General features: G+C 53.0%; 14 protein-coding genes. 5 read left to right on the top strand and 9 right to left on the bottom strand.

Annotated elements, in window-relative coordinates; all coding sequences use genetic code 11:
- Positions 1–25 precede the first annotated feature (25 nt).
- From BOC67_RS11045 to BOC67_RS11030, 4 genes are all read left to right on the top strand, one after another.
- Positions 26–3091 (top strand): SusC/RagA family TonB-linked outer membrane protein, encoded by a 3066-nt coding sequence (locus BOC67_RS11045; protein WP_291910230.1) that lies wholly within the window; start codon positions 26–28, stop codon positions 3089–3091.
- Positions 3092–3103: 12 nt separating this feature from the next.
- The gene (locus BOC67_RS11040) at positions 3104–4441 is read left to right on the top strand and encodes a RagB/SusD family nutrient uptake outer membrane protein (protein ID WP_291910228.1); all 1338 of its coding nucleotides are present in this window, start codon (positions 3104–3106) and stop codon (positions 4439–4441) included.
- Between the two features lie 143 nt (positions 4442–4584).
- On the top strand, positions 4585–5817 hold the full coding sequence (locus BOC67_RS11035; protein WP_291910226.1) for a TlpA disulfide reductase family protein: 1233 nt from the start codon (positions 4585–4587) through the stop codon (positions 5815–5817).
- Between the two features lie 10 nt (positions 5818–5827).
- Entirely contained in the window at positions 5828–7000 is a 1173-nt protein-coding gene (locus BOC67_RS11030; protein WP_291910225.1) for a TlpA disulfide reductase family protein, read from the top strand.
- Positions 7001–7096: 96 nt separating this feature from the next.
- Here BOC67_RS11030 and uxaC read toward each other — a convergent pair whose 3' ends face one another.
- The 7 genes from uxaC to BOC67_RS10995 are packed head-to-tail and all read right to left on the bottom strand — an operon-like array spanning position 7097 to position 19679.
- The gene (gene uxaC / locus BOC67_RS11025) at positions 7097–8503 is read right to left on the bottom strand and encodes a glucuronate isomerase (protein WP_291910223.1); all 1407 of its coding nucleotides are present in this window, start codon (positions 8501–8503) and stop codon (positions 7097–7099) included.
- A 20-nt stretch (positions 8504–8523) separates the two neighbouring features.
- A complete protein-coding gene (locus tag BOC67_RS11020; RefSeq protein ID WP_291910221.1) occupies positions 8524–10179 on the bottom strand; it encodes a UxaA family hydrolase in 1656 nt (551 codons plus the stop codon).
- Positions 10180–10181: 2 nt separating this feature from the next.
- The gene (locus tag BOC67_RS11015) at positions 10182–11645 is read right to left on the bottom strand and encodes a tagaturonate reductase (protein WP_291910219.1); all 1464 of its coding nucleotides are present in this window, start codon (positions 11643–11645) and stop codon (positions 10182–10184) included.
- A 13-nt stretch (positions 11646–11658) separates the two neighbouring features.
- The gene (locus BOC67_RS11010; protein WP_291910217.1) at positions 11659–12834 is read right to left on the bottom strand and encodes a glycoside hydrolase family 88 protein; all 1176 of its coding nucleotides are present in this window, start codon (positions 12832–12834) and stop codon (positions 11659–11661) included.
- Entirely contained in the window at positions 12824–15055 is a 2232-nt protein-coding gene (locus BOC67_RS11005; protein WP_291910215.1) for a glycosyl hydrolase family 28 protein, read from the bottom strand. The genes BOC67_RS11010 and BOC67_RS11005 overlap by 11 nt, the downstream gene beginning before the upstream one ends.
- A 15-nt stretch (positions 15056–15070) precedes the next feature.
- Positions 15071–16708 (bottom strand): RagB/SusD family nutrient uptake outer membrane protein, encoded by a 1638-nt coding sequence (locus BOC67_RS11000; RefSeq protein WP_291910214.1) that lies wholly within the window; start codon positions 16706–16708, stop codon positions 15071–15073.
- Positions 16709–16727: 19 nt separating this feature from the next.
- Positions 16728–19679 carry a TonB-dependent receptor gene (locus BOC67_RS10995; protein WP_291910213.1) on the bottom strand — a complete coding sequence of 984 codons (2952 nt, stop codon included), beginning with the start codon at positions 19677–19679 and terminating at the stop codon, positions 16728–16730.
- 228 nt (positions 19680–19907) lie between these two features.
- Here BOC67_RS10995 and BOC67_RS10990 point away from each other — a divergent pair, with 228 nt between their 5' ends.
- Positions 19908–20930 (top strand): LacI family DNA-binding transcriptional regulator, encoded by a 1023-nt coding sequence (locus BOC67_RS10990; RefSeq protein WP_291910211.1) that lies wholly within the window; start codon positions 19908–19910, stop codon positions 20928–20930.
- Between the two features lie 52 nt (positions 20931–20982).
- Here BOC67_RS10990 and BOC67_RS10985 read toward each other — a convergent pair whose 3' ends face one another.
- On the bottom strand, positions 20983–22602 hold the full coding sequence (locus tag BOC67_RS10985; RefSeq protein ID WP_291910210.1) for a glycoside hydrolase 43 family protein: 1620 nt from the start codon (positions 22600–22602) through the stop codon (positions 20983–20985).
- Positions 22599–23552 (bottom strand): pectinesterase family protein, encoded by a 954-nt coding sequence (locus BOC67_RS10980; protein ID WP_291910208.1) that lies wholly within the window; start codon positions 23550–23552, stop codon positions 22599–22601. The genes BOC67_RS10985 and BOC67_RS10980 overlap by 4 nt, the downstream gene beginning before the upstream one ends.
- Between the last annotated feature and the right edge of the window lie 78 nt (positions 23553–23630).

The raw sequence follows: 23630 nt of genomic DNA, 5'->3' as shown, positions 1-23630 counted from the left end.
ATTACAAAAATCAACCAACTATTGTATGAGAAAGCTAATTATCTTATCCCTTTCTTTGCTTTTAGGGGGCAGCATGACCGCTGCGGCGCAACAAATACTCAGGGGAACGGTAAAGGACTCCCTGACCAAACAACCGGTACCCGGAGCCACGGTAAAAGTAATAGGCAGTACCAAAGGCGCTACCACCAATGCGGAGGGCGAATTTGAACTGAACGTACCGGCCAATGCCCAACTGCAGATTTCGAGCATGGGTTTTGAAAATGTGATCATCAAAGCTTCGCTGATCAGCACCGGGCCGGTATTGATGAAAGTGCGTGCGGTGGATTTGAACAGCACCGTAATAGTGGGCTATGGTTCCCAGCAACGGGCGACGGTGACCAATTCCATTTCCACCGTGGGCAGCGCCGCCCTTGCGCCGGAAAAAAACATCGTCAGCGACGCCGGCAAAGCCCTCCAAGGCAGGGTGGCCGGGGTGTGGGTGGCCAACACCAGCGGCAGCCCCGGTAACAGCCCGAATATCCAGATCAGGGGCGCGCAATCCGTGGCAGCCTCCAATACAAACCCCCTACTCGTAATCGACGGACTGATCGTCGAAGGCGGCAGCATCAACCTAAACACCATCAACCCGCAGGATATTGAAAGCATGGAAGTGCTGAAAGACGCCGCTTCCGCCGCTATCTACGGCGCCAGGGGCAGCAGCGGCGTGATCATCATCACCACCAAAAAAGGAAAGTTCAACAGCAAACCAACCTTTAACGTGAACGCCTATACGGGAGTGAACAATGTGCATACTTCCCGGCGCATGCTTACTTCTGAAGAATATAAATCCGCTTTCCTGGATGCCCGCAACAACCGCCTGGCAGACATTAACCGGCTGCTCAACGATCCGAACGCCAACCTGGACCCTAACCAGAAAAGCCAGTTGAACAATGAAATCAAAACGCTGACTTCGCAGGTAAACGGACTGAATGTAGCCAACCGAAGCACCAACTGGATTGAGAAGATCAAAAATAAAAACGCTCCTGTCAGCAACGTACAGGCCAGCATGAGCGGCGGCGGGGAAAAGAACAGTTACTTCATGTCCCTCGGCCGTTATTCCGAAGAAGTGGTCTGGGGCACCGGCCGGTTTGAGCGCTATACCGGCCGGCTGGACGTTACGCAGGCCGTGAACAACTGGCTGAAACTCAACGGAGGCCTGTCTATCAACCAGAGCGTATCCAAAAATATTTCCAACCCCATCGCCTATGCGTTCCAGGCCAGGCCCGATACGCCGGAGGAACCTATCTACAATGCAGATGGTACGCTGGGGTATTACATTGGTATGCAGCAACACCCGCTGGGCGCCATGCTCGATAATAAGAACCGCTATAAAACCAACAGTTATATCGGCAAGCTGGCAGCTGACGTCACTATCACAAAGGATTTGCAATTCCGCTCTGCTTTTAATGCAGGAAAAGTGAATACCATCAGCAGGGATTTCTATTCTCCCTATACCTACCTGGGTAAGTCCGGTGGCGGCTCTACCAAAACTTCCGGTACGGACAATTTCAACTTTACGTTCGACAACTACTTCACTTACAACAAGCGTATCAGTCGCCTGGGCATCAATGCCACAGCAGGTTACACGTACTACAGCAACGAGTTGAGCAGCCTCGGGTACGACCTCACCGGCTACCCGAAAGTGGACGGCATCACCGGCCCGGGGGCAGGCTCCGCCTATGGCAGCATTGGCGCGATTGCGAATTACAATACGTACAGCAAAGAATTGTCCGACGGATACTTTCTCCGTACGGGTATGGACTGGCAGGGCAAATACCTGCTGAACGCCAGCATCCGGCGGGACGGCTCCTCCAAGCTCCTGAAGGAAAACCGTTACAGCTGGTTCCCCTCCATCTCCGGCGGATGGGATATCGCCAAAGAAAATTTCCTCTATGGCAACCGCTTGATTTCCCAGCTGAAACTCCGCACCAGCTACGGCATCAGCGGCAACATGCGGCCGTTGGGCTTATGGGATGCGCAAAACCTCCTGGTGGCCACCAGCTACAACGGCGTTTCCGCCTTGCAGATGAACGGCCTCATTGGCAATCCTAATATCCGCTGGGAACGCACCAAACAGGTGGATGCCGGCATTGACGCGACGTTGCTCCAGAACCGCCTGACGCTGGCGGTGGATTACTACAGCAAACTTACGGATGGCCTCATGAGCAGGAACGAAATCTCCTGGATATACGGCGCACAGTCCATCCCGGACAATATCGGTAACATCCGCAACCGCGGCGTGGATGTGGAGATGGCCCTCAGCAGCAAGGCCGGCAGGGCTTTCAGCTGGAAGGTGGCCACCAACTTCAATGTGAACCGGAATAAGATCATCAGCCTCAAGGACTCCCTGACCAACTACGGGACCTTTATTTTTGGCGGCCCGCAATCCAAAGCAAAAGTAGGCCAGTCCGTAGGTTCCGTGATGGTGTATGAATCCCTGGGCGTGGATCCACAAACCGGCGATATGGTATATAAGGATCAAAACAAAGACGGCAAATGGGACTCCAATGATATGATCACCGTGCCCATCGCCGTGCCGGCATTTACCGGCGGCACCACTATCACGATGGGGTACAAAGGGTTTAGCCTGGAAGCGCTGTTCAGCTATGTCTCCGGCAATAAGATCTATGACTATTACGAGCAGACGCTGCGCAGTTATGATATCGACTTCTATGGCGCGATGCCGAATATGTTCGACATCGTGAACAAACGCTGGCGCAAGGCCGGGGATGTAACGGACGTGCCGAGGGCCATCACCGGCAGGCATGGAGCGGGGCAAACGGCGGACTGGAACTACCGCCCTTCCACGCAGTTCATCTACAACGCTTCCTACTTCCGCCTGCGCAACGTTACGCTGGGCTACACGGTGCCTGCCACGGTGCTGACCAAAGTAAAAATGACTTCAGCACGGGTATATGTAGCGGCGCAAAACCTCTTCACCATAACGAAGTACATCGGCTTTGATCCGGAAGCGGCTTCCAACTCCGGAATTGTTACTTCCAACATGCCAAACCCGCAATCCGCCGTTATCGGTCTTGACCTGACATTCTAAATCGTTTGCCACATGAAATGCTTAAGATATCCGCTCCTCATAGCTACGGCCTGTTTACTGGCATCCTGCAGTAAGAACCTGGATGAAATAGTGCCGGACACGCAAATCAGTTTCGACAAACTTACCAGCACTAATCTGCCGCTGGTGATCAATGGCGCGAAGCTGACGTTTACAAAGAACAATTCATTGTATTCCTTTTATGGCTACCAGGATGTAATGTCCGACGACTTTACGTCGATGACTTTTCCTACCTGGGAGGTCAACAATGTATCCCCGCTGGACAACGGGCTGACTTTCGTTTTCCGCCAGCCCTATGCCACCATTGCCATGGTGAATATGGTGATCCGTTATGAACAGGCGCATGCCGGCGATACGGCCATCCGCATGGCCGCCGGCGAGGCATACCTGCTGCGGGCCTACTCCTACCAATGGCTGGCCGATCACTTTGGCGGCGTACCGCTGGTATATGGCAACGAAGATCCCAAGCAGCGCGGGGTGCGCAACACCGTAGCCGAAGTGGAGGCGCAGGTGGAAAAAGACCTGCTCAAAGCGGCAGAGCTGCTGGACGATTACAGTAATCCGCTCACCGGCTCCAGGCAGGCCGCGCAGCTGCTGCTGGCGCGCCTTTACCTCAACCAGGGTAAAAACGATGCGGCGCTGCAGCTCGCCAACGCGGTGATCAGCTCCGGCAAACTGGCGCTGAGCAACAACTTCGGCGATATTTTCAAATCCGGCGTAAACAGTACGGAAGCGGTGTTCAAACTCAACGAAACACCCGTGCCTACTTCCAATATGTACGGCATGCCTAACCTCCTGGGGCCGGGGAAAGAAGCAGGAGCCAGCATTGCCGGCAATGGCAACAACTGGGTGGATTCCGCGATTGTAAAATCCTATGAATCCACTGACGTACGCCGGGCATTTTATGTACGCGCAAAAGGCGCCAGCATTGCAGACACCGTGTACTTCCTCACCAAGTACCCGCAGGAAAATACCAACTCCTATCCCCTTTGCAGGTACAGCGAGGCGTTTTTGATTGTGGCAGAAGCTAATGCCCGCAAGGGTACAGTAGACGTGACGGCGTTCAATCAACTGCGCAGCGCGCGCAAAGCCAGCGTGAAGCGCAACAGCGACTATGCGTCTGCGACGGCATTCCTCACGGAGATTGAAGCGGAGCGCAGGCGCGAATTTGTGGGCGAGCGCCAACGCTGGCAGGATATGCAGCGCTTCGGCAAAAGGGAAGCCTGGATAAAATCCTTTGGCGCGCCCGCCAGTCACGCCCTGCTGCCGATACCTTCCAGGGAATTTTCTATTAATCCTTACCTGGAACAAATTCCGGATTACAGCAAATAGCTTTTTAAATCAAGGGATAATTCAGGATTACAGCAAGTAGCTATCTAATTCAAGGAATAATTCCGGATTACAGCAAACAGCTTTTTAATTCAACAAACAATTCCACCTTACCGCAAGTAACTTTTTAAATCAACATACCACCAATGAAAAAAGCAGTATTAAAGATGTGGATGCCGCTGGCAATTTTGGCCATGCCAACAACCCTGCTGGCGCAGCAGGATAAAGTGGTAAAATCCATTACTGTAAAAGGAACCGTGCAATTTACAGATCCCAACCAGAAGGAGCATAAAGTATGGCTCATGAAAGATGGACTCAACGGCAAAGGCGTAGCGGTAGACAGCGCGCTGATTGGCCCGGACAATACTTTTTCCTTTAAGCTGAAACAGGACCACCAGGGCGTTTATACGATCAATGCTATGTATTGGGACTATGCCACCTTTTGGAGCGACGCCGATGTAAAAGTACAGATGCGCGGTTATGACACCGCCCGGATGAAGATCAAGATTCCGCATTACAACTTCGTGGAAGGCTCGTACGACAATGGTTTCATCCAGCTCAGCAAGCTGAATTCGGATTTGAATTACCTGCGGATGATCGATGAATACAACCTCGATTATTACCTGAAACAAAAGAATGACAGCAATGTAAAGGCGTATAAGAATGAAAGGCGCATTTACAATCCGCTGGATGAAGACTATCAGCGCCGCAACGAAGCGTTGATACAGGCCTATGCTAACAGGCCGGTGCTGATCTATGCCATCCGCGGCATGGCCGGCACTGAAGCAGGCGAAAAGTATGACAAGGCCATGAAGCTGCTGGACCAGCTGGTAGCCAAATACCCATGGCTCACCGAAGCGAAGGCGCTGAAAGAAAATATCATCTACAATACCAACCAGGCCAGGAAACTGAAAACAGGGCAACCCATGCCATCCGTGAACTACCCGATGCCGGATGGCAAACTGGCCGGGCTGGACCAGTACAAAGGCAAATACCTGCTGGTTGACTTCTGGGCCAGCTGGTGCGGACCATGCCGCCAGGCCATCCCGAAAGTGAAGGAATTGTACAATGCCTATAAGGACCGTGGTTTTGATGTAGCGAGTATCTCCATCGACACGGATAAAAAAGCCTGGCAGAAAGCGATGACGGAAGAAAACATGCCCTGGCTGCAACTCCTGAGCGACAATAAGGACAAGACCATGAAAGAATTCCAGTTCTCAGGCATTCCAACCATGTACCTGGTAGACCCGGATGGCAACATCATGGAACGCTTCACCGGTTTTACCGAAGAGGCGCAGGCTACCGTTAAAAATATCCTGGAAAAAGGCGCGAAAGCCGCCCCTAAAAAAGTAATGAGCGCTCCCATGATGGGATTCTAAACCGAACTATATGATGCAAAAATCCACCATTATCCTGGCCAGCACAATGTTGCTGGCCACCCTTTCCCGGGCGCAGGAAAAGCGGTATGCGATCAGTGCCGATATTGCCGGCGCAGCCGGTTACCGGCTGTCCGCCTCCGTTGTAGACGGCATGCACCGGACAACCGATACCGGGCATGTACGGTCAGGCGACCATTTTGAATTTGCCGGCACGATCAAAGGTCCGGCTTTGGTAATGATGAGCAGCAACCATCCTTCCGCCAGGTTCGAAATGGTAAAAGGCGGCATGTTTATGCCAGCCCCTACCCTCGAATTTTTTATAGATGACAAACCCGTTACCATCAAGGGCGATGCCAGTGAACTGTTTAGCGCCACTGTTACAGGCGGCAAGCTAAACGAAGCATTCAACAGCCTGAAAAAGAAAACGGTACCGCTTACACGAAAAATCTGGGAGTTGCGGCGGGAGATGACGAAATACAAAACGCCGGCGGACAGCAATCAGCGAAAGGCCATCAGCGCCAGCATCCAACAGCTTGCGGACGAACAGGAAAAACTACAGAAGGCATTCATTGCCTCGCACCCCAAATCCTACGTCAGCGTGGTGTTGCTGAGCCGCTTATATGAAAGCTATGCCATCAACGACCTGGAAAAGGCATTTAACCAACTTTCCCCGGATATGAAAGCTACGCCGATGGGCAGTAACCTGGCGGAACGTATCAAAGGGATCAGGACGACTGCTGTGGGGAGTAAAGCGCCGGCATTCACGAAGAAAGACCTGAACGGCAACCCGCTCTCCCTTAGTTCTCTCACCGGAAAATACCTTTTAATTGATTTCTGGGGCAGCTGGTGCGGCCCTTGCCGGCAGGGTAATCCGCATCTGAAGGAATTATATGCAAAATACAAGGAGAAAGGATTTGAGATCCTCGGTATAGCCAGCGAAAAATCGGCCGAACTGGCGGATGCAGAAGAGAAATGGAAAAAGGCGGTGCAAACAGATGGCCTGCCCTGGCTGCATGTACTGAACGATTACGATAAGGATCAGCAGGACCTGGTGGCCATGTACGCCGTATCCGGTTTCCCGACGAAACTGTTGCTGGATAAAAGCGGCAGGATCATCTTTAAAGAAGTAGGTACCGGCGGAGATGAGCTGGATAAGGAACTGAGAAAGATATTCGGAGAGTAAGGGGCGGGTACTGCCACAGTACTGGTTCCTATTCCCGAGGTTGGTTTTTTATTTTAGTACGAAAAAGTCCCCTGCGTTTGCAGGGGACTTTCGGTTTTATTTCCATCCAAAGTATTCGCTGGCATTATTATAACAGATATCCTTCACCATATTTCCTACCAGTTCCATATCATCCGGTATCTCTCCTTTCTCCATCTCCTCCCCGAGTATATCGCAGAGCAGGCGGCGGAAGTACTCGTGGCGGGGGTAAGAGAGGAAGCTGCGGGAGTCCGTCAGCATGCCCACAAAGCGGGATAAGAGGCCCATATTCGACAGCGCGTTCATCTGCCGGGTCATCCCCTCTTTCTGATCCAGGAACCACCAGGCGGCGCCAAACTGCACCTTGCCGGCAATGCTGCCATCATTGAAGTTACCCGTCATGGTGGCCATCAGTTCATTATCTGCGGGGTTGAGGTTGTAGATGATGGTTTTGGTCAGCTGGTCATTGCTGTCCAGCCGGTCCAGGAACTTCGCCAGGGCGCGTGCCTGCGAGAAGTCGCCGATGGAATCCCAGCCGGTATCAGGGCCCAGCTGGCGCATCATGCGGGAGTTGTTGTTACGCAAGGCGCCCAGGTGGTATTGCTGTACCCAGCCTTTCTTCCAGTCCATCACGGCGAGTTCAAAGAGCAGGGCGGATTTGATTTTACGTATATCCGTCAGCGATAGTTGCCTGCCGGCCCTTACCTCGTTGAAGATGCTGCGCACTTCCGCCTCCGTATAGGCGTCCGCGTAAATTTCCTCGATACCGTGATCGGATACGGTACAGCCGTTTTCCGCAAAGAAGTCGTGCCGCTGCTGCAGTACCTGCAGCAGATCGTCGTAGGTACGGATGCTGGCGTTAGCCGCCTGTTCCAGCTTTTGGAGGTAGGCGTTATACACCGCGGGGTTATCCACGTTCATCGCGGCATCCGGGCGGAAGGCCGGGAATATGCGGATACCGAAGTTTTCGGCTTTCATTTGCTGGTGGTACCGGAGGTCGTCCGCCGGATCGTCCGTGGTGCATACCACTTTTACATGGCGGCTACGGAGCAGTCCACGCACGCTGTATTCCGGCTGTTGGAGCAGCTGGCTGGCATGGTCGTACACCTTCCGGGCAGAGGCGCTGTTGAGGATATCATTCACCCCGAAGTAGCGCTGCAGCTCCAGGTGCGTCCAGTGGTAGAGCGGGTTGCGCAGGGTTTTTGGAACGGTGGCCGCCCATTGCTCAAACTTCTCGTAATCGGATTTATCGCCGGTGCAATAGCTTTCATGCACCCCGTTGATGCGCATGGCGCGCCATTTATAGTGATCGCCGTACAGCCATGCCTGCGTGATATTTTCAAACTGGGTATCGGCTGCAATCTGCGCGGGTGGCAGGTGGCAATGGTAATCGATAATCGGCATCTCCTTCGCAAAATCATGGTACAAGCGTTCGGCGGTACCTGTATTCAGCAGGAAGTTCTCGTCCAGAAATTTCTTTCTCATCTGTTTGTGGAATTTGAATATTACAATGAAACACCTCTTTTCCAGGGGATAAAGTCATCCTGACCATTTACTACAGATTTCGCTGGAATATTTCCACTGGCTACTTCTATCACGTAGTCGAGTATTCGTTGTCCGGCTTCTTCAATGGTTTCCTCACCGTCGATGATCGTACCGGTGTTGATGTCAATGATTTCAGGCATATGCTGGAATAGTTTGGTATTACTGCTCAGCTTCAGGACCGGCGCAATCGGGTTACCGGTGGGCGTTCCGAGGCCGGTGGTAAACAGGACGATGTTGGCGCCGCTGCCTACTTCCGCCGTGGTAGACTCCACGTCGTTACCGGGGGTGCACAACAGGTTCAGACCCGGGCGCTGTACCTTTTCCGGGTAGTCGAGTACGGCTGCCACCGGCGAGGTGCCTGCCTTTTTAGCGGCGCCTGCGGATTTGATGGCGTCAGTGATCAGGCCGTCTTTGATGTTACCGGGAGAAGGATTCATGTCAAATCCGGAGCCTGCCTCTTCTGCCCGGAGGGCGTAGGTACGCATCAGGTCAATGAACCTGTTGGCATCCTCCACACTCTTACAACGATCGCTCATTTCCTGCTCTACGCCGCAGAGTTCAGGGAACTCGGCCAGTATCACGGAACCGCCGAGCGCCACCAGCAGGTCGCTGGTATAGCCGATGGCCGGGTTGGCGGAAATGCCGGAGAAGCCGTCGGAACCGCCGCATTCCAGCCCTATCGTCAGCTTGCTGAGTGGGGCCGGCTGGCGGGTTACCTGGTTGGCGAGCATGAGGCCCGCGAAGGTTTGTTTGATCGCGTTGGTGATCAGCAGCGGCTCAGAGCCGGTTTGTTGCTGATCGAGTATATAGAGTGGTTTGGAAAAATTCGGATCGCGTTTTTTGATCTCGTCCTGCAGCATGCTGATCTGCGCGTTCTGGCAGCCCAGGCTCAGCACCGTAGCGCCGGCTACGTTGGAATGGGTGATGTAGCCAGCCAGCAGCCCGCAAAGCGTTTGGGCATCCTGGCGGATACCGCCGCAGCCGCCTTCATGGGTGAGGAATTTGATGCCATCCACGTTCGGGAAAATGCGTTTGCCGGCGTCGGCGTCTTCTTCGGCCGTCCAGGTGGTGGCGAGTACCTGCTGCACATCGCCGCCGGACTGCTGTATCTTAATCAGCTGTTGCATGAAGGAGGCATACTTATCCGGCTTGGCATAGCCCAGCTCTTTGAGCATGGCGTTTTTCAGCACTTCCACGTTCCTGTTCTCGCAGAACACGAGCGGGATAACGAGCCAGTAGTTGCCGGTGCCCACGCTGCCATCGGCACGGTGATAGCCCATAAAGGTGCGGTCCTTCCATTTACTGATGTCCGGGATATGCCAGGCGGTGCGCCTTTCCGGGGAAAGGGCGTAGCCGTTGGCCGCATGCTTCACGTTTTCGGTGGAGATGCGCACGCCTGTTTCCAGGTCCGTTTGCGCTTTCCCTACCAGCACCCCGTACATGGTGATCTTGTCCCCTTTCTGCAAAGGACTGGTGGTGAATTTATGTTTTGCCGGAATCTTTTCCTTGAGCGTATAGTCGGTACCGTTATAGGTCACCACGCTGCCTGCTTCGAGGTCTTGTAAAGCCACCAGCACATTATCCGCCGGGTGTACTTTTAATACTTTCTGCTTCATGATCAGGAGATAATTATTTCCGCCGCTACTCTTTCCAGGTAAGCATTCATACCTTCCCTGATCAGGGCCTGCAGCATATTTGTTACTGTTCTGGAAAAACCTGGCAATGCGCTGAGGTCCGCGCCCCAGTGCGCACTGTTGGCCAGGCTGAGCCGTACTACTTCCGGCAGCTCATGTTCCTGCCAGAGTTGTTTGTAATAAGCGGCAAAGCTGTCGTCTACCGGCAGGCCGTGCTCCTGCTTCATAAACAGCAGGTGTGCGGCAAAGCCGAGGGCGATGAGGGCCGGTACCTGCTGCATGCGTTGTTCATAGCGCAGGAGGATAGGCACTACCCTTGTTTTCAGCTTGGAGGTGAAGTTTCCGCAAATGCTCAGCCATTTATGGTCGATATAAGGATTGCGGAAACGGTCCTGCACAGCGGCAGCAAAACGCACAGCCGCATCCTGGCGTATATTGCTGTCCGTTATGGCAGGAATAATTTCGTGCAGCAGCAGGCCTTCGATATAGGCGGCCATTGGCTCATTGCCCATGGCGGCTTTTACTGTGTCGATGCCTGCCAGCGCCGCAATACCGCAGCTCAGCGTGTGCGCGCCGTTGAGCAGGCGCAGCTTCAGCTCGCGGAATACGTTGATATCCGGCGTGATCACCACCCCGCTGTCCGCCGCGGCAAAGGAGAGTATTTCCTTTACGCGCTCGCTGCCGGATTCAATAGCCCAGAGGCGGTAGGCTTCCGACATAATGAGCAGCTGATCCTCATAACCGCAATCAATATCCGCCGCACCGGGGATAATGGAATCCACCAGGGAGTTGCAGAAGTGGTTATGCTGGTCCAGCCACTGTACAAAATCGGCCGGCAGCTGGTTGTAGGCCGCCAGCTGCAATACAATGTTTTTCAGCAGCAAGCCGTTATCCGGCAGCAGCTCGGTAGGCACAATCACCATCCCGCTGTCAGCGCTGCCGTTGAAGTGCTGATACCGTTTATATAAGAATGCCAGCAGCTTTCCGGGGAAAGAGGAAGGTACGCCGGTTAATACATTTTCTTCTACATAGGCGATGCCTACTTCCGTGGTATTGGAGATCACCACCTGCATCTCTTCGCTGGCAGCGCAGGCCAGGATCTGGTCCCACTGCGTCGCGGCCGTCAATACGCGGCTGATACTGGCGTTCACGATATCCATCTGCACTTTCTTACCGCCTTCCACCCCGCGGATACACTGGGTATAGAGGTTATCCTGGTTGTCGAATTCGGCCGTGGTGCCTTTGGCGGTGGATTTGATGACCACTACCCTGCCATTGAACAGGCCCTGTTTATTGGCTTTATCGATAAAAAAGTCCGGCAGTCCACGCAACAGTACACCGGTTCCGAATTGCAGTACTTTTTCAGGCAGTGAAAAACAGTTAGCTGCAGGCAGTTGGAGCGCTTCTCTGTCGTGCAGCAGGGGCAGCGCACCTTTTGATAACTTCATGAAAAAAGGGTTTTTACTTTTTACGCATCATTTCAACTTCGTTGGCGGCGAGGATATAGGATCCCACGCCTTTGGGATCGTTGTCGATCACTTTTTCGCTGAGGTAGTATTCATAGCTGCCGTCCCTGTAAGGCTCGCCGCCGAGGCCTGCCACGCTTACAGTTCCGCCCAGTGTGATATCTCCCTCCGGATTCTTACGTATAAATTGTTTCAGGATACCATCATATCCCTTGTTGACTACTTTTTTATAGGCAGCCGGTAAATAGCCGAGGCGCATACCTTTCGCCAACGCATATACGAACATGCAGCTCGCGGACGCCTCTACGTAGTTCCCCTTACCGTTGGCTTTGTCCAGTACCTGGTACCAGCAGCCGGTTTTAGGGTCCTGGTACTTTTGCACCGCCACCGCCAGGCGGCCGAGTATGGCTTTCAGGCTGTCCTTGCCCGGATGGCCTTTCGGATATTGCTCCATGGCGTCTACCAATGCCATGGCGTACCAGCCCATCGCGCGGCCCCAGAAGTTGGGCGATTGCCCGGTTACCTTATTGGCCCAGCGCTGTTCTTTGGATTCATCCCAGGCATGGTACAGCAGGCCTGTTTTAGGATCCCTGGCGTGTTCCTCCATGAGTACAAACTGACGGGTGATGTCGTCAAAGGCAGCGGTTTCGCCGGTCATAGCAGCATATTCCGCATAGAACGGCTCTCCCATATACAGGCCGTCCAGCCACATCTGCCAGGGGTAGCGCTGTTTGTGCCAGAAGCCGCCGGCATGGGTACGGGGCTGGCCTTTCAGCTGCTCGCGGAGGAGGTCCGCCGCTTTTTTATACTTAGGGTCTTTGGTGGCTTTATACAGCACCAGTATCGCCCTGCCATTCTTCACGTTATCGATATTGTAATCTTTCAGCTTATAGGTACGGATACTGCCATCCGGCTGGATGAAGTGATCCATACTTCTTTTGATATAGTCGAAATACTCCTGCTTGCCCGTCCGCTGCCACAGCGCATGGAAGCCTTCCAGGATCACGCCCTGGTCGTACGTCCACCGTACGGGGCTGCCGGGATGCATGGATAAGGAATCCTTCCAGATACGCATACAGGTGGCCGCCATGCCGGCAGCCCCTGTCTGTGCATTCGATTTCAATGCCAGTATCAGCAATAAGGTTATTACAAAATTGAATCTATAGCGCATGTTCTACTGATGATTTTTGTTTTGTGTCTTTATACTTACTATCGGAAAAGGTGATATCGCTGGCATTGCGTTTGGTCACCGGCTCTTTGCCGGAGCTGGTTACCACGTACACGTCTTTGAAATGGACGCCTTTGGCTTCCAGGCAGCTGATGCCTTCCTTCGCCTTAATCGTCATGTTGGTCATGTTGATATTGCTGATAGGCATTTCCGGCAGGCCCCGGATAAACACGGCGGATTTGGCGCCGTGGCATACCACGTTTTCTATGTAGAAGTTACGGAAGATGGGCGTCGCTTCTGTAACGGGTACATGCTCAATTTTCGGACCGGACCTATCTTCCCCTGCCAGCGGAATAGGGTCTTTGGCGGCATAATACATATCAAAGAGGATGGCCTCTCCGGGAATTTCCCGCATGTTGATATTGGATACATAAATATTTTCCACTACGCCACCGCGGCCGCGGGTGGTTTTGAAACGCAGACCGATGTCCGTACCCATAAAGGTGCAGTTGCTGACATAGAGATTGTTTGCGCCGCCGGACATTTCGCTGCCGATCACAAATCCGCCATGGGCATGGTACACGGTGCAGTTGTTCACCACTACGTTGGCAGTGGGTTTGCCCCGTTTGCGGCCTTGCTCGTCGCGGCCGGACTTAATGCAGATGCCATCATCTCCCACATCAAAGGTGCAATCCAGCACCTGGGCGTAGTTACAGGATTCCAGGTCCAGCCCGTCCCCGTTTTGCGCGTACCAGGGATTTTTGGCGTACACGCCGCGGAGCGTAATATTTTCGCAGAGCAGCGGATGGATGCACCATGCCGGCGAGTTCTGGAAGGTTACACCCTCCAGGAGCACATTTTTGCAACTGGTAATACTGACCATGTTGGGACGCAGAAAGTCCTTATAGGCTTCAAAATCCGCAGCATTGGCATCTCCCTTGATCACCCCCGGATCCTTCACCAGCGTGCCGGCAAAATGTTTTTGGGAGGGATACCAGGTCGTGCTGTCCTTACTCAGTACGCCGCCTTTTTTCAGCAGGTCTTTCCATTGCGACTCCGTCATCTTTCCTTTTTTCACCGCGCGCCAGGCATCGCCGCCGCCATCCAGGATACCTTTACCGGTGATGGCAATATTTTCCTGGTCTGTAGCAGAGATGGGAGGCTGGCAACGCATTGCCACCAGGCCTTCGTAGGTGGTTTTTACGAGCGGGTACTGATCAAAATCCGTCGTGAACTGCAATACGGCGTTAGCCGCCAGGTGCAGGTTCACATTGCTTTTCAGGACGATCGGGCCGGTAAGCCAGAGGCCATTCGGCACATATACCACGCCGCCGCCTTTACTGCTGCAATCGGCGATTGCGTCGTTGATGCTTTTTGAATTCAGGGTGATACCGTCTGCTTTCGCGCCGTATTGCAGGATGCTGAAAGTATCCTGGCGGAAATGCGGCTCATAAATGACCGGCAGTTCGTAGGCGTATTTGCCGTCGAAATCGGATTTCAGCAACCAGTTTTCCAGCGGGATATGCTGCTTGCTGATGGCATCGGCTACCAGCGCGGCCATCCGTGTAGCGCCGTAGGTATTGAAGTGCGTATCATCCGTTACGCCTTTGGGCAATGTTTTGTAATGGCCCGGAGGCGTGGTTTTGAAGAATTTAACGGAACCCTGTTCGCCCGCTTCGCTGAGCGCCGCGCTGCTGGACTGCTGCAAATCAATCAACGGTACGTTCATGGCCCTGGCCACTTCCCGCACCACGCCGGGATATTCCCCGTGGGTATCCGCCAGTTTCCCGTTCACGAAACTGCGGCGGGCCACCGGTGTGATGAGGACAGGATTTGCGCCTTTCGCGCGGGTTTCTTTGACGAACCGTTCCAGGTTTGTTTTATAGGCGCCATGGGGTGCTGCATACCGGCTGGAATCTTTCTCTTTACTATCGTTGTGTCCAAACTGTATGAGCACCCAGTCGCCCGGTTTAAGCCGGGATACCACCGTATCCCAGCGATGTTCATTGATAAAGCTTTTGGTACTTCTGCCGTTCACTGCATGGTTTCGTATAGCCACCCCTGGTTGAAAGAACTTGGGAAACAATTGTCCCCAGCCTCTTTCCGGGTTCTCTTCCACCGGCTTGTCCGACATGGTGCTATCCCCGATGAGATAGACGGTTGGCGGCTGCTGCGCCGGCACGAGCCCGATCAGGGAAAGCAATAATAGCTGCAAAAATTTCATGGTTTCTTACTTGGCTTAGTTATACTCCGGATTCTGTTTGAATTCATCCTTATTGGTAACGGCGTCGATCTGATCCTGCGGGATAGGCCGTACCAGGTGGTAAGGTTTAAAATACTGGTTGGCGTCCGGGTTGTATTTCGCAATACGCTCCTGGAGCTTGCCGGTACGTTTCAGGTCAAACCAGCGCAGTTGCTCCCCTACCAGCTCGCGGGCCCGTTCGTCCAGGAGGAAGTCCAGCGTGATGTCGCCGGCAGCTACCGTCATTTCCGCTTCATGCCCCGGGATGGTAGCGCGTTTGCGCAGCAGGTTAATATACTCTGCGGCTTTTGCGCTGTTACCCAGTTTGAACTGGGCTTCTGCGGCGATGAGGTACATCTCGGCGAGGCGGATGATAAAGGCATCGCGGGCGCTCTGCTCTTCGTTCATGGAAGCCCTGGTAGGATCGTCAAATTTTTTCAGGGAGATATAACGGGTGCGGTCCAGGCCGCCGCCGTCCGCCCTGTAGATATCGTTCCTGTCGTAAATCCTGTATTTAGGATTGTCCGGCAGCACATATTTGCTGATGTAAATAGCCGTATCGCCCAGCTTCATGCCCGCCGGAGCCGTCTTCAGATTATTACAATACCAAACTTGTTTGAAGGAGGCTTCGTAACGGGCATCTGCTTTTTCGTTGAATAGATTCAGCAAGAAAAGCGTGGGCATATAACGGTTAAATGGACGCATGTTGGCAATATCACGTTGCATCCCCGGCAGGTCGTCGTACTTCATGGCAAACAGCATATGCGCGTTGTTAGCGCCCCTGCTGTGGCCATTGGGATACAGGGTTGCATCCTTACGGTCGTCGAACACCAGGTTCTTCATGTAATTTACCGCCCAGATCACCTCGGAATTCACGAGGTTATCCATGCGCCAGAGATCTGAATATTTGTCAAGCAGTTTATAGCTGTAGCCGCTGATTACTTTCTGCGCCATGTCCGCCGCCTGCTGGTTCATGCCGCGGGTGAGGTACATCCTGGCGGCAAACGCTTCCGCCACGGGTTTGGTGGCGCGGCCGTAATCGGTAGTGGTTAAAGGTAAATTGGCGATAGCGTAATCCAGGTCGCGGAAGATCTGCGCGTAGAAAGTATCTACCGGCGTGCGGTTGGCCGTGGTCACTACCCCGTCGGTTTCCTTGGTGCTGAAATGCACGTTACCCCAGGTTTCCACAATATGCCAGTAGTAGAAGGCGCGCATGAAGCGCAGCTCGGCGCCGCGGATCTTCTTTTTATCTTCCGGGAGGCCGGAGCCATCGATGCGGTTTACCCCGGCGTTGCAGAGGTTAATGGCCGCATACAGCTGCTGCCAAAGGTTTTTGATAGCCCCGTTGCTGGCCTGCAGGTTGTTGTAGTTCGTCAGGTCAGGATATACGTCGCCGGTACCGCTGGTCCAGATGTCCGTACCCATTTCCGCGATGTTATACCCGTCTTCCTTGCCATACCACCAGCGGTTGTAGGTGTACACGGCATTTACGAGCGATTCAAAACCTTCCGGCGTGGAGTACACGGCGTCCGATGTGGAACTGCCCGGGTTGAACTCTTCCAGTTGTTTGTTACAGGCAGCCAGGGAACCTGCTGCAAGGCCTGCGAATAATATATACTTGTTCAATAATTTCATAACCTCGGTTTAATAAAGATTAAAACTCAACATTCAATCCGGCAACATACATCCTTGTCAATGGCTCGCTCAGCGCGCCTCCTCTTTCCGGATCGTAGTCTTTCACCTTGCTGAAAGTGAACAGGTTTTTACCGGTTACATACAGGCGGAGGTTGGAAAGGCTCAGCCTCTTCAGCAGCTCCGGCGCAAACGTATAGCCCAGGGAGATGTTCCTGATCTTCACGAAGGAACCGTCGCGGTAGCCGATGGTGGAGATGAACGGCGTACTGGCTTTGGATCGGCTGGCATCCGGCTGCGGATAATCGTTGCTCGGATTTTCCGGCGTCCAGTAGTTCAGCGGCGCGCTGTTTTCCAGGCCCTGCGGATCGTATTTGCTGGCATATTCGGAGTTAATCCACTGTCCGATGCGGGCAAATATGTAGATGTTCAGGTCGAAATTTTTGTATTTGAAATCGTTGTTCAAGCCGCCAGTCCATTTAGGCACCTGGTTGCCGATCACCTTGCGGTCTGCAATGTTGATGATACCGTTGCCGTCCTGGTCTTTCACCTTGATCTCGCCCGGCTTGCGGCCAAACTTCGCAGCCAGGTCTGCCTCGTTGGTTTGCCAGATGCCGATCTTTTCATAATCGTACAATACTTTCACCGGGTAGCCGATAAACCATCCGCTGGCTACGTCGTCCGAACCGCTGGCCAGTGCCACAATCTCCTCCTTGTTACGGGAGTAGGAAATGTTGGAGGTCCAGCGAAAATCTTTCGTGCTGACGTTTACCGTATTGATACCGATTTCAAAGCCCCTGTTGCGGGTTTTACCAATGTTCTGCACCACGGAAGTAGTACCGGTGGAAGTAGGCAGGGTACGCATCAGCAGTAAGTCCTTCGTTTTGGTATCATACACATCAATGTTACCGGTGATGCGGTTTTGGAGGATACCGAAATCCAGCCCGATATTTTTAGTGGCGGAAGTTTCCCATTTGAGTTCCTTGTTACCTGCCTGCGCGCCGATGGCATAAGCAATAGCGGCGTTGGTATCATCCCAGGAGAAAGGAATTTTCGTCAGTACGGCTGCTGTAGAATAAGCCGCCACCGCGTCTGTACCGGCAATACCATATGTCACCCTCAGTTTCAGATCGCTGAAGAGCTGCTGGCTTTTCATAAAGGCCTCATCGCTCACGCGCCATGCGCCGGCAATGGATGGGAAGTAAGCCCATTTCATGCCCGGGGAGAGCTTGGAAGAACCGTCGGAACGGGTGGTGAAGGAGAGCAGGTATTTACCTTTATAATCGTAGTTGAGGCGACCGGTAAAGGAGATCAGCTTCGTGCGCGTCAAGCCGCTCGCAATGGAGATACCGCTTACGTTGTTTTGCAACGCGTGGTAGAGCTGCGAAGGCAGCAGCTGTCCGTCCCCCTGCATGTTGGAATAATCGCTGTTATCCGTGAGGAGACTGGAAATGCCGGTGAGGCCGAAGTTGTGGTCGCCAAATGATTTATTGTAGCTGAGGATGTTTTCCCAGCTGAGGAAGGTACGGGAGCTGTTGAGCGACTGGCTTCTGCTGGTGGACTGGGTACCCCTGTCGATAGAAGCCTTGCTGGCGAAAATGCCCTGTTTCGTATTTTCCAAAGTAACGCCGAGGTTGGAGCGCAGCTTCAAACCTGCCAGGGGCGTAATCTCCAGGTAGGCGTTAGCCAGGGCCCTGGTGGTTTTGGAATCATTAGCATAAGCATTCGGCTGCTCGTCCGCCAGGGGGTTGATCGCAGAACCGGAGTTCGGGAACAGTACGAAATTGCCGTCCGCATCATACGGCGTAGTGAGCGGAAGGAATTTGTTCGCCTGGTTCAGCGGGTCCCGGCGCTGGCTCTGGTTGTAGTAGGTGAGCTGACTCTGAACGCCTACCTTGATCACCTCGTTGATGGTTTGATCCACGTTGAAGCGGGTGGTATAACGTTTCAGTTCATCGAGTTTGAATAAGCCTTTTTCGTTGAAGTAGTCGAAAGAGAAATAGACTTTTGTTTTATCGGAACCGCCGGAGATGCCCGCCTGATAATCCTGCTGCAACCCGTCGTGGATCAGCAGGTCCGCGTAGTTCGTCCATACGTTGTTTTTGATATTTTCCAGTTCGAAGGCGTTGAAGATCTTGGGATCATCCGCTTCGCTGGCCCATCTGCCGGTAGTGCGGTTCGCTTCTCTTTTCAGCGCTACGTATTGCGGACCGGTCATCATATCCGGGTAACCGTTTACCTGCGACACGCCTACATAGGAGCTCACGTTGAGCTTAGGCTTACCGCTGGCGCCGCGTTTGGTGGTCACCATGATTACGCCGTTTGCACCGCGGGAACCGTAGATGGCGGTGGTGGAAGCATCTTTCAATACCTCCATGGATTGGATATCGTTCGGGTTGATGTCTTCAATGCTGTTGTACTGCACCCCGTCCACAATGTAGAGAGGGCCGTTGTTCGCCGTGATGGACCTGTTACCGCGCACGGTTACATTTATTTTTGCGCCGGCAGCGCCGCTGCTGCGGGTGATGTCCACCCCGGTCACTTTACCCTGTATCGCCTCCATCACGTTGGTACTCGGTACTTTCTTGATCTCGTCGCCTTTGATGGAAGCTACGGCGCCGGTGAGGTCGCGTTTCTTCACGGTACCATAACCGATCACTACCAGCTCGTCCAATTTTTTATTGCTCTGTTCCAGGCGCACCGTCATAGTGCCCGGCGCAGCAGGAAGGGTAAGGGAAGCGTATCCCAGGTAAGAGAACACCAGTTCATTTTTGCCGTCTGGCATAGTGAGGGAGAAGTTGCCCGCGGGATCGGTCTGAGCGCCGCCGGTACCACCTTTTACCTGCACGGTTACTCCCGGCAAAGCCTCGCCTGTGGTTGCATCCGTCACCTTCCCTTTAACGGTGCGTGACTGAGCCAGCGCCCATTGGCTAAAGCAGCATAGCAGTAAGCAAATCAGGTGAATTTTTTTCATAACGTCTTGCGTGAAAGTTTTTGGCTAATAAAGTTTTAAGCGAATAGGTCTGCGTTGTTCAAAAAACGTGGTTCGTATTGCTGTAAATGGTCTAAAAATTTAGCTGTCGTATGATACAAGTCTACACAACTATTTACTAAATGAGAACTTTATTTACGCAATCGTTCCCGGAAAATTCACTACATTCACGAAGGGAAAAAACACTTGAAAGCCCATGCTGTAAAAGAAATGAAGTATAAAGCAACTACGATCAAAGACATTGCAAAGGCGTTGAATCTCTCCACGTCCACGGTTTCGAGGGCCCTGCGCGACAGCCATGAGATCAGTGCCGCCACCAAGCAGGTAGTGCTGGAATACGCCGCCAGGCTTAACTTCCAGCCGAATCCTATTGCGTTGTCTTTAAAAGAAAGAAAGAGCCATTCGATAGGTGTTATTGTAGCAGAAATTGCCAATAGTTTCTTTTCTCAAATCATCAACGGAATAGAATCTGTTGCCAACGAACAAGGCTATACCGTCATCATTTCTCAAAGCCACGAAAACTTTGAGAAGGAAGTAAGGACCCTGCAATACCTGGCCTCCCGGAGTATTGACGGGCTGCTGATTTCCGTTTCCAGCGCCACGAACGACCTGCAGCAGCTAAAGTCCCTGCACCAATCTGGCCTGCCTATTGTATTTTTTGACCGCACCGTGGAAGATATCAATACCCACAAAGTAGTGGTGGATAATTACCAGGGCGCCTACAACGCTACCCAGCACCTGCTGGAACAGGGTTACCGCCGCATCGCCTGCGTGGCCAATTCCGAACATTTAAATATTACAAGGGAAAGAGTGGGCGGATACATGGCCGCCCTGCAACAATATAAGCTGAAGCCGGACCCGAAGATGATAAAGTATTGCTTCCACGGGGGCATGCTGCTCAACGAGGTGGAAACGGCCGTAAATGAACTTATTAAGCTAAAACCTAAGCCAGAGGCTATCTTCGCCACGTCGGACAAATTGACCACCGGCTGTATGCGGATATTGAAACGCCATAAGATAGCCGTACCAAAAACCATTGCCCTCACGGGATTTTCTAATTCTGAACTGATAGAGCTCCTCCATGCGCCCCTCACGGTGGTGCAACAACCAGCTTTTGAAATGGGCCAGGTAGCAACGGAGTTATTGCTGCAGCTGATTGAGAGCAAGCGCCCGGTGAAAGATTTCAAAACCATTAAGCTACAGACAAGGCTGGTTTCTCCCGAAAACAAATAAAAAAAAATTCCCTGGCAGACGTCAGGGAATGTTCATTTAGCCTTTCTTATTACTATTTAGTGATTCTAAACCAATCGACATCCGCAAAGCCGGCATCATTTGTTTTTGCCGTGCGGCTGCAGCACAGCCCCAGCTTGGCTCCTATCCATTTGCCGGGTTTAGCTGTGAATTCATTTCCTGCCACGTGGAAAGTAGTACCGTCAGTACTGTAACTGAAGTTACACTTTCCTCCCCTGGTAACCCGCACGCGGAAAAATATATCCGTTGCCGTTAGTTTGGTTACCTGCTCCGCCTGTTCCTTCCTGCCCTTATCCGCCTGTGTACAACGGAGGGTGGTAAGGTACAAACCATCTGTTTTATTTTCAACTGCCAGGCCTGCATAATCGAGCCCCAGTACGATGAACGACATCCGGTCGCCCGGCAGCCGCGGTGTAAACGTAAACTTTACCGTGGCGGTAAACTCCTCTGCCGGGAATTTTTGCGCCAGCACATTGGGCACGTCCCAGAGGCTGTTGGCGGAATCCGGCGCGGGTGCGGCAAAGAGGCGTAGGCTGCCTTTCGCGGAGGAAGGGAAAGCCCAGCCTGCAAAAGGATTGGCCTGCCATTGCCATTGTTTACCGATCGTATTGCCATTGAATTCGTCCGATTCTGCCGGTGTGGTCACCGGCCAGGTTTTGCCTACATCCGGTTTGCGCCAGACGAGTACCGGCTCGCCTTTTCCGTCCTTGTCCTTATCCTCTCCTATCACCGGCCAGTCGTTTACCCAGGTCATCGGCTGCAGGTGTACCACCCTGCCGTATGCATCCAGGTCCTGGAAGTGCAGGAACCAGTCGGCCCCTTTCTGGGTAGTCACCCAGGCGCCCTGGTGCGGGCCGTTTACGGGCGATTTCCCCTGGTCCATTACGATCTTGCTTTCGTAAGGGCCATAAATATTTTTGGAACGCATCACCAGCTGCCATCCGGTGGACACCCCTCCTGCAGGCGCAAAGATATAGTAATAGCCGTTGCGCTTGTAGAACTTGGGCCCTTCCAGCGTAGGGTGCGCGTCATGACCGTCAAACACCATCACTCCTTCATCGATCGCTTTGGTACCATCGGCATTCAGTTGTTTTACCACCAGGATGCTTTTAATACCCGCCCTGCTGCCGGCATAGGCATGCACGAGGTACGCCTTGCCATCGTCGTCCCAGAGCGGACAAGGGTCTATCAGCCCTTTACCTCCTGCCACCAGCTGCGGTTCGCTCCACGGGCCATTGATATTTTTGGCTTTAGTCAGATAGATACCGAAGTCAGGGTCCGGGTAATAGATATAAAATTCATTGTTATGATACCGGATGGCCGGCGCCCAAACGCCGTTGCCATGCTGGGTTCTGGTAAAATGCTCATATGGCGGCTGACGCAGCAGGGCATGCCCCGCAATACGCCAGTTGACCAGGTCTTTGGAATGCAGGATGGGCAATCCCGGGATGGCATCAAAGCTGGAAGCGATCATATAGTAATCCTCTCCTACGCGGATGGCATCCGGGTCGGAATAATCCGCGTACAATACCGGATTTTTATAGGTACCGTTTCCGTTATCCGCTACCCAAACTTTTGATACCTCGTTCCCTGACTGGGCGAAGGCCGGTGAAGCGGCCAGTAATCCGATCAGGCATCCTGCCAGTTTTCTCATAGTTGAAATTTCCAATCTCCGTAAATATATTCCTGTGTGTACTTTGCTGCTTCTTTTTTACTTAACTGCCTGGCCCAGTTTACCCTCGCTGCGGGATTAGCGCCCGGGCCATAGCTGTTGTACTCCGCGTAACGCGCCGTAGCTTCGTTGCTGGCCTTGCCCCAGTTGTTCCATCCCGCCGGCAGAATGTGTTCCCCTAAGTAACAGTTGATATACGTTACGCTGGAAAACGGCCTCCATGGCCTGCCAAGGAATACCTTGGCCACTCCTGAATCAGCGGTAATCCTGCAATCCCTGAACACATACCCGGCGGCCTGGCGCTCCGGCGTGCTGGCGGCGGTGATAAAGGAATTGCGGTTGCTGTGTATCCGGCATTTATAAAACAATGCCGCGGCTGCGCCAAAAATAAAATCTGTGCTTCCTTCAATGTAGCATTCGCGGTAGTATTCCCTGCCGGGCGTAGCCCCTGCCAGGAGCGTATCCTGGAAAGCGATCATGCGGCAATGCAGGAACGTCGCGCGGTCCCCTTTCACTGCCAGCGCCACCGCCTGTCCGGCGTTCGCGCCTGCCGTATTCTGAAAGGTCAGGTGTTCGGCCCGGAAGTCGGCAGCATTCACTGCAAACGTATAGGAAGTGGACGTCCGCAGGGTATCTCCGTTGGGCGTTACTTTCCCGGAATGGTCGTCATACGTTATGATGGTGCTGAACTCATCTTCGCCGATCAGTGTCACATGATCCTTGGAAGAATCGAGATGTACTTTTTCTTTATATACACCTTTTTTAATGTAGATGATATAAGGTTGATCATTGTTAAGCGGAACAGCATCAAGTGCGGACTGTATCGTGGTATAATCGCCGCTGCCATCTTTCGCCACCGTTTTCTTTACCGTTTGCGCAAACAGCGATACGCCTGCAAGCAGCAGTACATAGGTCAGCCATACTTTTTTCATATCGTGAAACAATTCCGGGATCAAATTAGTAAATGAGCCGCAGATGCGCCAGGATTATTTACGCAATCGTTCCCGGCG

This window comes from Chitinophaga sp. CB10, assembly GCA_001870995.2.
Taxonomy (GTDB): Bacteria; Bacteroidota; Bacteroidia; order Chitinophagales; family Chitinophagaceae; genus Chitinophaga.
Note: the sequence above shows the minus strand (reverse complement) of the source record. Positions and strands in the feature narration are given on the sequence as shown.

Excerpts from the sequence above, each read along its gene's own strand:
- BOC67_RS11040 (WP_291910228.1), top strand. The coding sequence starts at position 3,104 with ATGAAATGCTTAAGATATCCGCTCCTCATAGCTACGGCCTGTTTACTG.
- BOC67_RS11005 (WP_291910215.1), bottom strand. The coding sequence starts at position 15,055 with ATGAAATTTTTGCAGCTATTATTGCTTTCCCTGATCGGGCTCGTGCCG.
- BOC67_RS11030 (WP_291910225.1), top strand. The coding sequence starts at position 5,828 with ATGATGCAAAAATCCACCATTATCCTGGCCAGCACAATGTTGCTGGCC.
- BOC67_RS10995 (WP_291910213.1), bottom strand. The coding sequence starts at position 19,679 with ATGAAAAAAATTCACCTGATTTGCTTACTGCTATGCTGCTTTAGCCAA.
- uxaC (WP_291910223.1), bottom strand. The coding sequence starts at position 8,503 with ATGAGAAAGAAATTTCTGGACGAGAACTTCCTGCTGAATACAGGTACC.
- BOC67_RS11015 (WP_291910219.1), bottom strand. The coding sequence starts at position 11,645 with ATGAAGTTATCAAAAGGTGCGCTGCCCCTGCTGCACGACAGAGAAGCG.
- BOC67_RS10990 (WP_291910211.1), top strand. The coding sequence starts at position 19,908 with ATGAAGTATAAAGCAACTACGATCAAAGACATTGCAAAGGCGTTGAAT.
- BOC67_RS11045 (WP_291910230.1), top strand. The coding sequence starts at position 26 with ATGAGAAAGCTAATTATCTTATCCCTTTCTTTGCTTTTAGGGGGCAGC.
- BOC67_RS11000 (WP_291910214.1), bottom strand. The coding sequence starts at position 16,708 with ATGAAATTATTGAACAAGTATATATTATTCGCAGGCCTTGCAGCAGGT.
- BOC67_RS11035 (WP_291910226.1), top strand. The coding sequence starts at position 4,585 with ATGAAAAAAGCAGTATTAAAGATGTGGATGCCGCTGGCAATTTTGGCC.
- BOC67_RS10980 (WP_291910208.1), bottom strand. The coding sequence starts at position 23,552 with ATGAAAAAAGTATGGCTGACCTATGTACTGCTGCTTGCAGGCGTATCG.
- BOC67_RS10985 (WP_291910210.1), bottom strand. The coding sequence starts at position 22,602 with ATGAGAAAACTGGCAGGATGCCTGATCGGATTACTGGCCGCTTCACCG.
- BOC67_RS11020 (WP_291910221.1), bottom strand. The coding sequence starts at position 10,179 with ATGAAGCAGAAAGTATTAAAAGTACACCCGGCGGATAATGTGCTGGTG.
- BOC67_RS11010 (WP_291910217.1), bottom strand. The coding sequence starts at position 12,834 with ATGCGCTATAGATTCAATTTTGTAATAACCTTATTGCTGATACTGGCA.